The following is a 15,075-nucleotide window of genomic DNA, read 5'->3' as shown; positions in this document are numbered from 1 at the left end:
CCCTGCGCATCAAGCAGAGGTTGACCTACAAACACGCCGTCAGCACTCCCTTTATCGATGATGACCTCATGTTTTTCCGGGTCGGGATCCACACCGATGAGTTCGGCTACGAGGACGTTGTCCTGAAGTTTTGCCGCGGAACCGAGCAGATCCCGTAAACGGTCATTTTCGGCCGTCAAAGCCGCCATTTTTTCAGTCTTTGCTTTTAAGAGGATAAGCTCTTGCTCCAGAATCTCGATGTAGCTTCGCATTTCATCCCGGGAGCTGAATATTTCCCTTATCTCCCTTACCTCCCTGCCGGGGATATCAGCAGCTACCAGAACTGGAGTAACTACGATAGTAAGCCCCGCACGAATGTCATCAAGGTAGCCGGACAAATGATCAACCACGATAAGCACGAAAGACAAAATGCAAAATCCAAGCATCTTGTATCCAGTGGTTGTTTCTTCCAGAAATAGAGATTTAATATTGACTGGCCTGGTTCGTTACTATTAGGGAGCCCCTACCTCATACTCTTTGCTTTAGCTATTGGATTGATAGCAGATCGCTATCGCCTCTATCATCCATTATCTCGAGTGCTTTGCCACCGCCCCTGCAAACACAGGTCAACGGGTCTTCTGCAACGATAACCGGTAGTCCCGTTTCGTGCGATAGTAATCGGTCTATCTCCCTTAGGAGAGATCCGCCGCCTGTCAGTACCAGCCCACTTTCAGCAATATCTGATGCCAGTTCCGGTGGTGTTTGTTCCAGCGCGCCTTTAACAGCCTGTACAATGACTGATAAGGGTTCTTGCAATGCCTCAAGTATCTCGTTGCTGTTTAGAGTAAAACTCCTCGGAACTCCTTCTGCAAGATTACGACCCCTTACATCAATTTCACGTACTTCGTCGCATGGGAACGCAGTGCCGATTTCCTGCTTAATTTTTTCAGCCGTTGCGTCGCCAATCAGGCTGCCCTGGGTACGCCTTACGTATGCTGTAATCGATTCATCAAACCTGTCGCCACCCACACGGATCGATTGGGAGTAGACAACTCCATTTAGCGAAATGATTGCTATCTCTGTAGTGCCACCGCCAATATCAACTAACAAAATATCCCCTTGCAAATTTTTATTAGAAAGTGCGCCAAAATAGGTCAACTCTGCTTCTTCATCGCCAGACAATACTTGCATGGTGATTCCAAAATTATTCTTAATTTCGGAAAGTAATATCTCTCGGTTTGCAGCATCCCGAACGGCGCTCGTTCCCGAGATCAAAATTTTTTCAGCGCCTAAATCTTCTGCAATTTTAACCTGCTCTCGAATTGCCCTCAGCGTCCTGCCGATTGCTTCCGAGTTAAGATATTCGTTTCGGTCGACGCCCTGTCCTAGCCTTACAATCTTTTCTTCCTGAGCAATAGGGATGATTTCGTTCTGCTTGGTTACTTCCGCAACTAGAAGCAGGGCAGTATTTGTTCCAATATCGATTGCAGCAATCTTTGTCATATTAAATGCTCTTTTTTAAGAGAACACCAATCCTCTCTTCCTTCATGGTCTCTTCAACCAATTCTAAATCAGGAAATTTTAGGAAGGCTCCTTTCAACTCATCTGCCTCTTCAACTAATATTCCCGAAAGGATTAACTCTCCTCCCCACAAAAAAAATATCACGCAGAGGCGCGAAGCCTGTCCTGAGCAACGCCGAAGGGGCGCAAAGATGACGCAGAGAAAAATAAAAAAAGAAAATTTTCTTCCAACTAGGAACAATTCTCTGAATGCTATCACTTTAGTAAGGGTACATTGAAATTAGGATAAAGGCATACACAATCCCGCAAAAAAACACTTTGCGTCTCTGCGACTTTGCCTGCGCTTTTATCTCTGTCCTGTATGGTTCCGGCTTCTCCGGGTTGGCTAAGGGTAAAATTAATCTTCATATAATAAACTTAAAACAAGCCGGCCAACTTCGGCTAAACTTTCGGGGCTGCATTTGTCCGGCGTATCGGCGAGCGTATGCCAATATTCATAATCAAAATCAATGAGATTCACACAAGGGATACCTACGTTTAATAAAGGCAAGTGGTCATCAGTAACCTGATAACCTGATGAAGCAAAAAAAGATGATGAACCAAGCCCTTGAGCGCGGTCCCAGATCCGTTCAACAATTTGGGGGGCGTAGCTCACGGAATTTTTTTCCTGATAAATCTGCAGGTCTTTATCGCCGACCATATCAAGAAGAATGCCGAATTTTGGCCGGTAGCGAAAATCCTTATTCTTCGCAAAATGTTGAGCGCCAAGCGCATACGAATCCGGCTGACCCGGCAACCCGGAATCTTCACCGTCGAAAAGAACAATATCGACGCCATATTTGGGTTCAGCTAGTTGAATGTGTCTTGCTACTTCCAACAAAACAGCAACGCCGGATGCGCCATCATTTGCGCCCAAGACAGGCTGATCTCTATTCTCTGAATTCGGGTCTTGATCTGCCCACGGTCGGCTGTCCCAGTGTGCACAAAGTAAGATGCGCTCAGTTTTTTGCAAACTAAAACTGGCGACTACATTGGTCATCGTAACCGGACTCTCAAAACCGGGCAGTTTTTGTCTAAAGGATTGAGGCGTAACAGCTGCACCAAACTTCTTTAACTCTGAAGTCAGAAAGTTAAGGCAATCCTTATGAGCCTGACTCCCGGGAACACGCGGGCCGAAATCACATTGTTCAATTAAATATTGAAAGGCTTTTTCTCCGTTAAACGTTGGTGTTTTAGGTTCACCGGCTCCACATGAAAAAAAAGTCGCGAGCTGAGCGATTAAAAGAAAATGCTTTACTATTATTCCCTCCCAAAACTAAAGTGTTAAAAAATCATCTTCCGCTAATGGAAATATTAATATCTAAACCAAATTCCTGTATTGAGGTTTTACCAATCCGCTTACTATCCGTTCTACCGATTTCGAGAAATGCACCCCCGCGAACCTGATTGCTAAAGGAGTATGTCAAGCGAGGTGAAACCGACCACCGTTTCGTGCTATCTTGTTCCTCAAAGTCATCTTTACCCGGCGCTTTGTTTTTCCTTGATGAAGTACTCGCGGTAAAAGTGAAAGAAAAGTTGATCGAGTTTTTTAGTTCCTTTTTGTTAAACGGCCAAATTGGAATTCGAAATCCCGATCGCTTTGAATAATTTGCAGTCAATGAAATATCTTTATTATCCGTTAGGTTCTCTCCACTCGTTGTGAGAGTTTGACTCAGGGTCTTTGAGCTATTTATTTGAATGTTTCCAGTAAAGCCATTTTTAAAATTTAAGTCGAGCTTACCAAGGGGCCGGAAGTTGGTTGTGAAGCTCCTCCTGGTTTCGTTGTCAGGTGTTTGATCCCAGGTAACATCTCTTTGACCTGAAAAACTGTGACTAAATGTTACGCTTTTAAACAACAATTTAAAAAGTGGTAAAGAGGAGAGACCGCCAATTCTCACAGTCCATCCTGGAAACGGCAAATCAAATTGTCTAAACTTAACCCAGCTATTGGATGAATTTCCCGATATGATTGTCGATTGATTTCTTTGTTCACTATGTTGAAATTTTAGGGCGACATCAATTGCGCGCCCAAAAGCCAATCCAGAGCTCGCTGTATATGATTGATTCTCCGTCGAACTTATGGTGTTGGTCGTTAGACTTGAAACCGAACTGAGGTTTGTTGTATCGGACAACCCGAATTGAAAGGCTAAACTCGGCGTTCCCGGAACCAAACCCAAGTGAGTGCGATTTGTGCGCTCGCTGTAATTAATTCTAATGTCTTTAAATTTAGAAAGAAAACTTCCGAAAAGTTTCAAAGGATTAAACGAAGTTCCACCTTCCTCTTCTTGTTGAAAAATAAGCAGCGGCTGCGAATTCGGATTTGGATTTGTTCTCCGTCTCCCCCCTCTCCTACCGGTACTTTTCTTTCCAACTCCAAAGACAGATCTGGCAAAATCCTTCCACTTAAAAGTAAAGTCAGCAGACTTGTTGCTGCTGGCCCTCGCGCTTCTACCAGTAGTTTGCCGCTGAAGATTATTTGCAAAAGTGTAATTAGATGAGTAGGTAAAATTATTATTCAGCCAATCGAAAATCCTTGGATTATATCGCGCTGAAAAAGTCTGGGTTACATTAATATCGGAAAAGTTGTTATTAATAAAATCAGAAAAATTTCTACCTCGCATATCAGCTTTATGAATTCTGCTAATATCCACACTCAAACTTTCAAAAATCTTCATATTTGCACGAACGCTGCGATCGATGGTGAAGGTTTCGATTGAGGTTGTATCCGCGGTCGCGGTTTGAGTGAGGGTTTGCACTCGATTTTGAGACATCTGGTTCCTCTTAGCTCCATTCACCTTGAAGGAGATGTTTTGCGGAGTGTAATAGAATTTCGTATTTTTTGCTTTACCAATCAATGGCAAGTTTGGCAGCCAACTAAAGGGTTTAAAATAATTATTTTTACCAAAAGGGAGTGTGAAGTCGAGGTTTCCGTTCCATGCACGTAAATTTGAAAACCGCAAACTTGGGTTTTCAATATCGCTTTTAGTTCTTCCCAGGCTAAATGAAATGTTATCAACAGTGTGCCTGATAAAGAAATTTTTGGACTTCGTGATTTTACGGAACGAGAAGTTGAAGCCAGATTGGTTGGACTTCGTTCTTGCTTTCTCAAGCTCGCTTTGGGGGAGATTGTCAGTGACAAGTCTATCCTGGCCCGGGACATACTTTGGCGTACTATTGCTGTTTCTAAAGTTTAATGTCAGAGGCATGGCGAGTCCCCATGATTGGGGCAGCATTTTATCTAACTTGACATTGGCACTTATATTACTGCTTAAACTATTATTACCCGTCCCATACCGTGTTGCAACATTATGAAAGTCCGCATCCTTCCGTTCTACTCCGCCATTGATGGTTATAAAATCAGCAATACGTAAATCAGCTCGCGCCCGCATGGCCATACCCTTGTCATTTTCTACATCCGAGAGTCTTAGCTCATTAAACCAAATGTCACCTGTAAACCCTTCCATGGGGTGCAAATTTTTCAATCCCAAAATCAGAACTTTGACGTTTGTAAATGAAGGGGTTCCCTTCTTTCGGATGGATTTCGAATTGTTCGGAGCTAAAGACCTGACGAAAACACTACTAAGAGTGTCAAATTCAGTACCATTGTTAAAAAGCGTATCTAACGTTGTAAAATCCTGAATAAGCACATCCATATGGTTTAGCTCGTTCCAGCCGCTGTAGATTTTGGAGCGATACTCATAATAATTTTCGGTATCCGCTCCGAATCGTATAAAGTATTCGAGGCTGCTAGTGCTAGAAGAATCCATAGGAATATGGGAAGTTACATTCGGATCACCGTAAACAAACATTTTAATTCGATCATAATGAATGTAATTTTCTCCCCGAAACAGGCTTTTTCCAGCAAGTCCGGAAGTTCCGGTATCGAGCTTGGTAGCTACCAACACCAGCGATTGTTCCCTTGCTCTAACACCTGTCACCTGGTCTATCTCGCCCTGCACACCAATCTGACTTAATGTTGCAGCATATTCAACATTCTCATGAGTATTGATTTGTGCTACAGTAACCGTTGTGTCGAACGGTACACCAGCAGTGTCAAACGTACCAAGCTCTTTCCACTCGCTGCCAACCAAATTTATTTCCGCTATGCTAAACTGAATTCGTGGTGCTTCGGGAGAACCACCAGCATCAGATAAATCTAAACTGTCCACCCATAACCTTACAAATTCAATCTGGGTTGGACTTGGCTGCGTATCTCCTTGCTGGAACTTTGGATCGCTCGTATCAAATGGAATTCGATACAGATACCACCCTTTATCGGGATTACCGCCAACAATAAGTGGATTATTAGTAATGGCATTGGCCGGGTTCTGGCTATCTTTGCCCGCTGACAAAGAGAAAGAATAGCTGAAATAAGAATTTGCTTGATCAAGGAAACCATTTCCGTTGATATCTTCCGTGTCCGGCCGGCGGCCGCCCTGATCATTTTCATTATTTTCGGTACCGACTATTGACCCGGTACCATCAAACTGAATATATTCACCAATACTAGATTCGCTATAAAACCAATCATCGTAACTCCACGGTTCATCGGTACCCTTCTTACCATCTTCATCAATATCCCAAAAGTCATAAGGCACCGCATCTATACTGTCTCCGACAAACATGCTGCGAGAAAAGTTTAATTCCGGAGGATCCGGTTTGTCAACTCCGTCGATTCCAACGTCTTCCCCGGGATCCAATATACCATTTCTTGTTAGACCGGCAGCATCGTCTTCCGTATCAAACTTTCCATCGTTGGGTATCACATCTTCAGAGATTTTACCCAAGTCAATGTGAAATCGGCCATTATCGCCCTGTACCATTATTTCAATAAATTTGGTTTGAGTTTGATCAAAAATTCCCGGAGACAAGGCCCGCATCACACCGCCCCAGGTATTCGTATCCGGGTTCGCATCTTTCGGATCCGGATAGAAATCCATCGTTAGAACGTGCACTCTATTGGGCACATTTGGGTTTAGCTCCCGTTCCGGGTAGATATCATTAATGTGTACTTGAGAAAATGGGTTATACCAAACCATGTTATTGAGCATGTTGCGATAAGTATGGGATTCATCGTCGAGTTTTTTCTTGGGTTCCGAAGCCTGCGTCCAGTTCTTTCGAAGTACGCCCAAATTGACTGTTTTCTTAGATCCTTCAAAATCATCGATGTAGGCGACACCGGCATTATCACCCGTACTGCTGCTGTTCAAAGTATTGGGCGTTGGTAAAACCTGGGCAATTTCCCCTTCCAGGTTGAGGGAGGTCTCCCCTTTAGCCCGAATCAGCGGCATAAAATCCAAAGCTTTACCAATAAAGTTTGGCTTTAGCTTAAATCTTGTGTTGATGTCCCATACCAGGTTTCGCATCGGACCTTGCCCGACGCGAACCTTTCTGTCTAAGGTCGTTTGATTCAAGTATAAGAATGTTCCGCCAATAAATGAATCTCTTCCTAATTCATACTCAGCACGCATTCCGAGAATCGTCTTCTTTTCCAGTTGAAAGAGCTGGTTTCTTTCGTACGATATATCTAATTGAGCTGCCGGATTCAGAGCCTGTTCATTAAGTATCGCTAGACGCCCGGAAAAATAGTCTATGGTATAGTCAACACCATTTCTCAGTATGGAGCCATTCAGCGTTACAACCTCCGATCCTTCGATAACATTGAAACCCAAATTATAATCCGAGCTGCTATTTTGCGATTTAACCTCAATATAAAACCTGCTCTGTGCATTGATCAAAGTTGAGTTGGTTTCATCATAAATAGCAGGCTCACGTTTCGGATCACCAGGAAGTAGGGAAAAAATAGTATCAGGGCTCGGGGCTACAAAGTAACCGCTTGAATCGAATGGCCGAAGATCAGGAAAAAATAATTCTCCGTTAACCAAACTAATAAAAGTCGGATCTAAATCAATTTCTCCGTCTGGATTATCAGCTCCGTTTTTATCCCTTGAGTCCAGTCCAAAAACTTCCAGCCATTTTTTGCCGTTTTCGTCGGTTTCCTGAGCGACTCCGGATGAAGGCTCGCGGAATATTTTAACATCGAAACCCTCTGTATTGATATTACGCCCGCCGAGTATATAGACATGTTTCCACTCCAATTGTGCAGTTGCAACAGACGGGTGAGTATTTCGAGATTTAATTAGTTTAAGGAGAATTGTATCTTGTCTGGCAATATTACCCAAAGTGTCATTTCCAGCTCTATAAAAAACGGCCAATATATCATTTTGAGAAACCGAGCTATTCATGCGAATCCACCCCAGGTTGTTCTCAACATAATATTCATTTTTTTCCAGTCGAATAAAATGGCCAAACTCGGCCTCGCCCTCCTTCACATTCTCTGGGAATTTCCCATTGACAAATTTACCCGTCTTGGTTGCCCAACCGGCAATACTCTCGCCCGGAAATCGTGTATCATTGCCAGGAGCAGCCTTGTAAACTTCAATTGATTGTCCCTCAACAGGGGGAGCTACATTCACATCGGGAGCAAGGCGGGTGCGTTGGGCATCAAATTTTGAATATTCATCGCGATAGCTTTCATCCAGAAAAAAGTAAGTATTTCTTAAATACTGGTGATCTCTTATGATTTTCCTTCCGGCCTGTGCACCTCCGGTCAGGCTCAGTCGTTGGCTCTCCCCCTTTTCCTGACTCGCGATAGTTGTAAGATTCAGGTTGCCAAAAACCATTTCGCTTTTGATACCGAAAAGACCGGCGTTTTTCCCGCTAAACGTGACGTACCGGGTGCCAGGTAACGAAAGTGAAATATTTCCAGCTTCCAATTTCCGCAAAATCTCATCATCATAACCCTGGTAAACCAACCTGACATTGTTATCGAAATCAAAAGCACGTTCGCTGTCCTGGTCAACGTTCACGGTTACTTTGTCACCAATCTTTCCGGTCACTGAGAATCTTTGTTTCTGCTGCATCTTAAAATTAGTATTGGCTCCCCGTGTGATGGCTGTTCTGACTTCGCTTCGGTCCTCCCTTCGGAGTGACATATTAATGCTGATATTTCCCGTCACGGTTAAACCAACCTGGCCGCTGCCGAAAATCTTTTTAAACGCTTTACTTTTTATTCTAACCGGTATATCCAGATTAATTCCACCAGGCCCCCTCGTTTTCGCGAGTTCATCGGTTAGGTCGCGAACGATAAATTCCTGCCATGCACGCCTCTCAGTTTGTTTTTGAATTAATACCTGATATTCTTCAAAGGTAAGTATCAGCGGTGGGTGGATATCATCCTGTAAAATTGTTTGCCTGACTATAACACGCGAATCCAGGGATTCGATCTCAATTTCCTGTCTGATTTTATTATAAAATTTCGGTGCTGAGCCGTGAATATATCCGTGCAGAGAAAAAATGGCTTCTTGTTTGTTTTTGATTAAAAACTTTGAGGAAAAAATAGAGGAATGTCCTTGGGCAATCGAAGAAGGTGCCTTAGGAAAACCAAATCCGTGGGTAAAAAAACCGAAAAGGATTGAAAAAAAGAATAATAATGAAAAGAGCCTTAAACTTCTAGTAAAATTCATCTCCCGAGAGCAGCAGTTTTGTTGTTAACAAACGACTTTGATAATTCATTGGTTAAAATCCACAGGGGTCGTCTATTTTTTAGAAAATCATTCCGATAGCAACTGCTCGATAAAACCTCCCGAGAAAATAAATAAATCTATTACTCTTGTGTTCAGAATTGCTTCAAAAATAGGCAATTAATAAAATAATTGCAAGTAAAAGTTCTGTATTATGCTTTGGATGTACAATTGAAAAAACAAAAAGTTAAACTATTTGTTTCTAAGAAAGTTCTAACATTTATTAAGGAAAATACACTTGATAAAAAACAGGATGATGCGTATATTTTGTAAAGTTACAAAGAAATGACCGATTCGCTTTATGATCAAAATTCTACCAAAATATCTCGTCAAAGAACATATCGGCCCTTTTTGCTTCGCCCTTCTGGTCATTAATTCCATATTTATCCTAAATTTGCTTTTTAGGGAACTGGGCAAATTTATGAGTAAAGGACTATCTTTAGGTACGATCCTTGAATTTATTTTTCTGAATTTGGCGTGGATGATCGCGCTTTCGGTACCATGTGCTGTGCTCACAGCTACAATCATGGCCTTCGGGCGGCTGTCGGCTGAAAATGAAATAACGGCAATTAAAGCCGGCGGCATCAGTTTATACCAGATTCTACCTGCTACCTTGATAGTATCTTTAGGCGTGGCTGGGGCTTTAATCTGGTTTAATAACGAAGTCTTACCGGATTTTAATCATAGAACCAAGCTTTTGATGTTAGACATCGCCAGAAAAAAACCTTTGCTAAATTTAGAGGCAGGTGTAATTTATACCGATATCCCAAATTACAACATACTCGGTCCGACTATTAAGGAAATCAATTCAACCACGTATATCGAAAATATTACCATAGATGATCAAACGACTTCGAACATCATAAAGACAATCATTGCGAAGGTCGGAGAAATTACCTTCTCCGAAGAAACCGGTCTGGTCGAAATCACACTCCTTGATGGCGAGCTGCAAGAGATCGATATCAACAATCCTGAATTGTTCAAAAAAGTTGAATTTACAAAACACGTTATTAAGATACCAATGACTGAAATGCTATTAATGCGCAGCCAATCTGAGTACCGCGGGGATAGAGAAAAAAGCTCTGCGGCTTTGATGGAGGGGGTTTATAAAAATCGGCAGCGGATATTAGAAAGGCGCCAAAAGCTCAACGAAACTGTGAACCAGCAACTCTCCAAATATATTTATTCCAATTCCAAAGAGGAAAAAACCTTGGATTTGTTAATACTAGATCACCAGCGGCTGAATCGGAAAATAAAGACAGATTTAAATTTGATTAATAGTTATAAAAAATCAATCGATAGGGATCTTGTTGAAGTTCACAAAAAATATTCCATTCCTGCTGTGTGCGTTGTTTTTGTTTTGGTCGGTTCGCCTCTTGGAATCCTGGCGCGTAAACAAGGTTGGGCGGCTGCGGCGGGATTAAGCATTGGGTTTTTCTTACTGTATTGGGCTTTCCTGATTGGGGGTGAAAGTTTAGCAGACAGGCAGAAAATATCACCATTTTGGGGGATGTGGAGCCCAAATATTCTGGTTGGTGGGTTAGGCATTTTTCTTGTTCTGCGTACAGTTCGTGACACAGCGACATTCCGTTGGCCGCAAGTTTTTAGTCTTCCCCGCAGACAAAAAAACCGGAATAAATAAAAATAAATATATCTATGCGAATACTCGATTGGTACATATTGCGACGATTTTGCTTTACTTTATTTTATGCATTACTATCTTTTCCTATGATTGTGATCTTTGTCGACATGGTTGGCAATCTCAGTAAATTTATTGATAAGGAAGTTCCTCTGGCCGTCATTATTAAATATTATTTTTTTTATATCCCTTATCTAATTATTTTAGTTCTGCCAATTGCCATGCTCCTGGCGAGTCTATTTAGTCTGAGTCAAATGGCGAATCATAATGAATTAAGCGCGATAAGGTCGGCGGGTATCAGTTTGAATCGAATTTTGATTCCGCTTTTTATTTTTGGACTATTGATTAGTACATTCGCTCTTGGTTTTGGTGAAAAAATCGTACCCTCAGCCAATCAGGAAAAAACTAAGATCGAAGATGAATATATCGAAACCGTTAAAAGAACTAAAACTAGAATAACTAATATTTTTTGGAGGGACAGTATCAACAGACAAGTGTTCATAGGAGATTTTAACAGTGTCAACAAAACTGCCCGCAAGATCAGTATCCAAAAGTTAAATAACAATCAAATCATCGAAAGATTGGACGCCCGGAGCATGAAATGGGAAGATAGTACCTGGGTCCTTCGTAACGGTTATAGACGAACATTTTCAGACACCAAAGAGGAAGCGATTCCTTTTGAGGAGCTCGAAGACGAATTTCTCGACTTTAAGCCAGAGCAGCTGGAAACTTTCTATACTGATCCAAACGATATGTCATATGCTGAATTGGAAAGTTTCATTCATGAAGTCAAAAGAAATGGCGGAAATCCAAAGAAATGGCTTGTTGATTTACATTTCAAAGTATCGATTCCGTTTGCTAATTTTATTATGGTTTTATTTGGAGCGCCGCTCGCCGCTCGCCGAAACCGCGGGGGTACAATTTTTAGCTTAATTATCAGTATCCTGGTTTGCCTCATTTATTATGGGTTAACAAGAGTCGTTCAGACTTTAGGGCAAACAGGCGTTATGCCAACTATGTTTTCGGCCTGGTTTGCAAATGGCCTTTTTCTGGTAGCCGGAATCGGCATCCTGTTCTTTGCCCGCAAGTAAAAGACTTTGAGAAACGAAAAAGCGAAAAGTGCAAAAGACAAAGACCTTGAAGAGCGTAGAGCGTAAAAGTAATCATACTTTTGAATAACGCTTTTCGCTCCTCGCTCCTCATTCTTAAAACCTGAACATCCAATTGTAAGCAAAAGCTAAGCCCTTTCCGGAAAACCCGCCCGGACTGGCGACTGCAAAATCCCAGGAAAAAACTGAAAAGTCAAAGGCAAAGCCCGCAGATGGTGTAAAACCTTGTTTCCCTCCGAACGCAACGCCTGATCGGAGTGGAAAAAAATGGATGAGACGAAGTTCTGCGCCCAAAGCAAATTTAGGTTTTGTGGAAACACCTGGTGCTTTTTTGAAAGCTTTTCTGAAATCAACGCCAAAGGTGAACCTCTTGGTTGCCCGTGCAATCCCAAACCTCAGTTCAGCGGGAAGCTTTGTCGTAAAAGGCTCGATTGCAACCGTCTCCTCGGAATCGCTAAAAACTGAATCAATATCGGAATTGGCTATTTTTTCAACGGAGACCGAATCCGCGCTAAATTCGTAGACAAACCTTTTGGTTTTCTTATTCCAATTAATGTTGTTGGAAATGTTTGATAGACCTAAACTCAGTGACCAGTTTCCTGACCGTGCAGCCGTACCAACATCAATTGCAAATCCGCTGCCACCAAAGGCACGGTCGATCACAACCCTTCCATTGGTCTGTAAACCGTCAAAATCGGTAGACATAGTTGTCGTCGCCTCTTTTACTTTTGCGTAAGCAAATCCGCGCAAATATTTTATAGAGCCTCCGACGGCAAATTCAAAATTAGCATTTTTAATAATCGGCATCCCTAGCGACACACCAAAACTGGATGCCGCCCAACCTTCTCCGCCAGTATCGCCAATATTGTAAACCCGACCAAACTCATTGCCGTTAAGAACCAAATCCAAAATTTCTTTCGAAAAACTCAAATCAGAGACTGCAAATCCGGAGGCGTTAAACGCAAGCGGGCCGAATGCTAGCCCCATTGCCTGCACCTCGGTTCCTAAATCAAAGCGTAGACCTTCTGCAGGGATGCTGGCTAAAATGTTCTGCTTATCTTCGGAGGTTAAATATTCACCGTTATAAAGATCGTAATGGTTTTTATCAAAACTATTATTGTTTAAGCCCAGGCCTACTGAAACCAAATTAAAATGGTACTTGTTTTTACCGGAGAGGCCAAGATTTGCCGGATTCCAGGACGGTGACTCAACCCCGCGTGCAATGGCCGTATAAGCGCCGCCCATTGCGACACTTCGCGCGTTCGAAATTCCGGATTGGCCGTAAAGTAACTTGTCTGCTGTTGAAAAACTTAAACCAATCACTGCTGCTAATACTAATTTTGAAAAAGTCTTTGTCATTTGATTTTCCTCGGTTAATCTCGGTTCACGGTTACATTAATTCTGCTGTACGATTTGACCTGGATGTAGTCAGAGCCTCGCAAGGTTACAAACTGACCATTCGTGCCATCCATGGAAATACGAATCCCGGCGTGCAGCGGCGAGAGCAAAAATATGCGCATTTGCTCTTCGGACAATCCAATCGTAGACTCAGCAGTTCTAGAACTCTGAACAAATCCGGATGCGTCCACAAAAGCTGCGTCTGCACGAATTGCTGTGATCTGCAGAACCGGGTTTTGATATAAGTTCATCTCATCCTGAGAAAAAATGATTTCTAGAGATGCGCCTACAGGTAAATGGTTAGTAATTTCCATAAAAAGTGCACCGGCAGAAAGGTTGTCGATAATTTTGTCTTTCACCTCTTCATCAATTTTCAATTCAATCGTTTCGGTTTCGATACTTTGCGAAGAAAGCCGCAATGCAAAAGGCGCGGTAATTTTTACGGAGCCATTTACAAAATCATTCTTGGAAACCGTGCCGACAATATTTTCATCCCCTAAAACAATCTTGCCTGAAACCCGCAACAGATTTGGCACAATACTGATGAAATCTTTGATGTTGCTGTTCTGATTATCGAGAACAATAACTGAAGGGGTTGGAACGCCGGGCGCTGATGCAGCCTGTATCGCCTGATTTATGTATATCTGGGCTTTTGTACCTGACTCATTTTGCCCCTCTATCACTAAATTAATGTTCGCAGGAAAATTGATGCCATTATTTATCAGCAGCTCCAAACGGGCGGTTTCAAAGAAAAGGCTGTCCAAGTCGACGGGAATATCAAACTCAATTTCATCCTGCTCGATGTCAAATTCTTTTTGCCTTAATTTGCCAGTAAGCTGATAAAAATGGATTTCGTCCACATTGAAATTTACGTTGATAATATCACTACTCTTTACCAAAACCATATTGGAACCGGAATCAATCGTTCTGGCCCTCCATGAAAACCGCACCTTCTGCTGACCAAAGCCAGCCATCTCAGGTTGAAAAGAGTAATTATTCAGATTAATCGAAACGCTGCTTGGGGTGCTTCCCGAGATAAAAACCGAATCAACTAAAGCAGAACCGGTTGGCGAAACAAAATCGGGAAGCTCATATCTGACCCAGGCATCGAGTGCGAAATCCCCGCTAACCGTAAAGTCGATTGACCCTGATTCAATTATCGCATCTATTACGACAACCGAATCTGTTATCGCTAACTGCTCCTCTCCGGAAATAACCTGGGTAGGTACTTCAGCCAACGCCTCCTCGACGGTAAGATTTGTAATACTGGCCGTCATTTTGAAACTGCTATTTTTATCTACCCAAACAGGCTCCCCGCTGCTGCCCGGTGAATCTCCTATCATTCTCACCGATAACTGGTTCGGGATTTTTTTACCGGCCAAGTTTATGACAAAATTTGCGGAGCTCCCGGCAGGTATTTGTGAAGAACTGGTAGTTGAAGAAATTAAAGTGTCCTGGGCCGTGTCCCAAATTTCCAAAGTCAGAGGACTGCCTAAAGGAATGGCCAGGTTATTTTGGACTTGCAAGGATATATTGCCGGTCTCAATAACGACATAAGAGAAACTATCATAGGGATCCAAAGATTTTTTATCCGTCTGAAAGCTGAATGCCGGGACGATTACCGTTAATCCGTGCAAAGCATCCGCTTGCGAAAAAATTTCGCTCAGAATCACACTGGTAGAGACAGACGAGGGAGAATCAATAGAAAAAGAGCCCATGGTAAGGGAAAAATCATCTTGTAAACTTTCTAAGTATAATTCATCGCCAATATAATAGTTATCCAGATCTGCATCGATTTCGAAATAGA

Annotated in this window: 8 protein-coding genes; 2 read left to right on the top strand and 6 right to left on the bottom strand. The window is 42.4% G+C overall.

What is annotated here, in order from left to right; translation table 11 throughout:
* From IH879_08860 to sprA, 4 genes are all read right to left on the bottom strand, one after another.
* Nucleotides 1–425, bottom strand: a 425-nt coding sequence (locus IH879_08860; protein MCH7675049.1) for a rod shape-determining protein MreC, incomplete at its 3' end; no start/stop codon positions are given.
* A 100-nt stretch (nt 426–525) separates the two neighbouring features.
* Nucleotides 526–1,482 (bottom strand): rod shape-determining protein, encoded by a 957-nt coding sequence (locus IH879_08855; GenBank protein ID MCH7675048.1) that lies wholly within the window; start codon nt 1,480–1,482, stop codon nt 526–528.
* A gap of 415 nt (nt 1,483–1,897) precedes the next feature.
* A complete protein-coding gene (locus IH879_08850) occupies nt 1,898–2,539 on the bottom strand; it encodes a DUF4910 domain-containing protein (protein ID MCH7675047.1) in 642 nt (213 codons plus the stop codon).
* A gap of 292 nt (nt 2,540–2,831) precedes the next feature.
* A complete protein-coding gene (sprA, locus tag IH879_08845; protein ID MCH7675046.1) occupies nt 2,832–9,065 on the bottom strand; it encodes a cell surface protein SprA in 6,234 nt (2,077 codons plus the stop codon).
* Between the two features lie 358 nt (nt 9,066–9,423).
* Here sprA and IH879_08840 point away from each other — a divergent pair, with 358 nt between their 5' ends.
* Nucleotides 9,424–10,764, top strand: coding sequence for an LptF/LptG family permease (locus tag IH879_08840; GenBank protein MCH7675045.1), 1,341 nt, complete (start codon nt 9,424–9,426; stop codon nt 10,762–10,764).
* Between the two features lie 38 nt (nt 10,765–10,802).
* Entirely contained in the window at nt 10,803–11,852 is a 1,050-nt protein-coding gene (lptG, locus tag IH879_08835; protein ID MCH7675044.1) for an LPS export ABC transporter permease LptG, read from the top strand.
* Between the two features lie 114 nt (nt 11,853–11,966).
* Here the strand turns inward: lptG and IH879_08830 are convergent, their stop codons facing one another.
* Both IH879_08830 and IH879_08825 read right to left on the bottom strand, forming a co-directional pair.
* Nucleotides 11,967–13,229, bottom strand: coding sequence for a hypothetical protein (locus tag IH879_08830; protein MCH7675043.1), 1,263 nt, complete (start codon nt 13,227–13,229; stop codon nt 11,967–11,969).
* A 14-nt stretch (nt 13,230–13,243) separates the two neighbouring features.
* On the bottom strand, nt 13,244–15,075 hold a 1,832-nt coding region (locus IH879_08825), incomplete at its 5' end, for a hypothetical protein (protein MCH7675042.1).

It is taken from the genome of candidate division KSB1 bacterium (assembly GCA_022562085.1).
Lineage (GTDB): Bacteria > Zhuqueibacterota > Zhuqueibacteria > Oceanimicrobiales > Oceanimicrobiaceae > Oceanimicrobium.
The sequence above is the reverse complement of the archived record's forward strand: the minus strand, read 5'-3'. Positions and strand labels throughout refer to the sequence as shown.

What these genes read in the sequence shown, in the direction of transcription:
- IH879_08830 (MCH7675043.1), bottom strand. Translation starts at nt 13,229, where the DNA reads ATGACAAAGACTTTTTCAAAATTAGTATTAGCAGCAGTGATTGGTTTA.
- IH879_08850 (MCH7675047.1), bottom strand. Translation starts at nt 2,539, where the DNA reads ATGACCAATGTAGTCGCCAGTTTTAGTTTGCAAAAAACTGAGCGCATC.
- sprA (MCH7675046.1), bottom strand. Translation starts at nt 9,065, where the DNA reads ATGAATTTTACTAGAAGTTTAAGGCTCTTTTCATTATTATTCTTTTTT.
- IH879_08855 (MCH7675048.1), bottom strand. Translation starts at nt 1,482, where the DNA reads ATGACAAAGATTGCTGCAATCGATATTGGAACAAATACTGCCCTGCTT.
- IH879_08840 (MCH7675045.1), top strand. Translation starts at nt 9,424, where the DNA reads ATGATCAAAATTCTACCAAAATATCTCGTCAAAGAACATATCGGCCCT.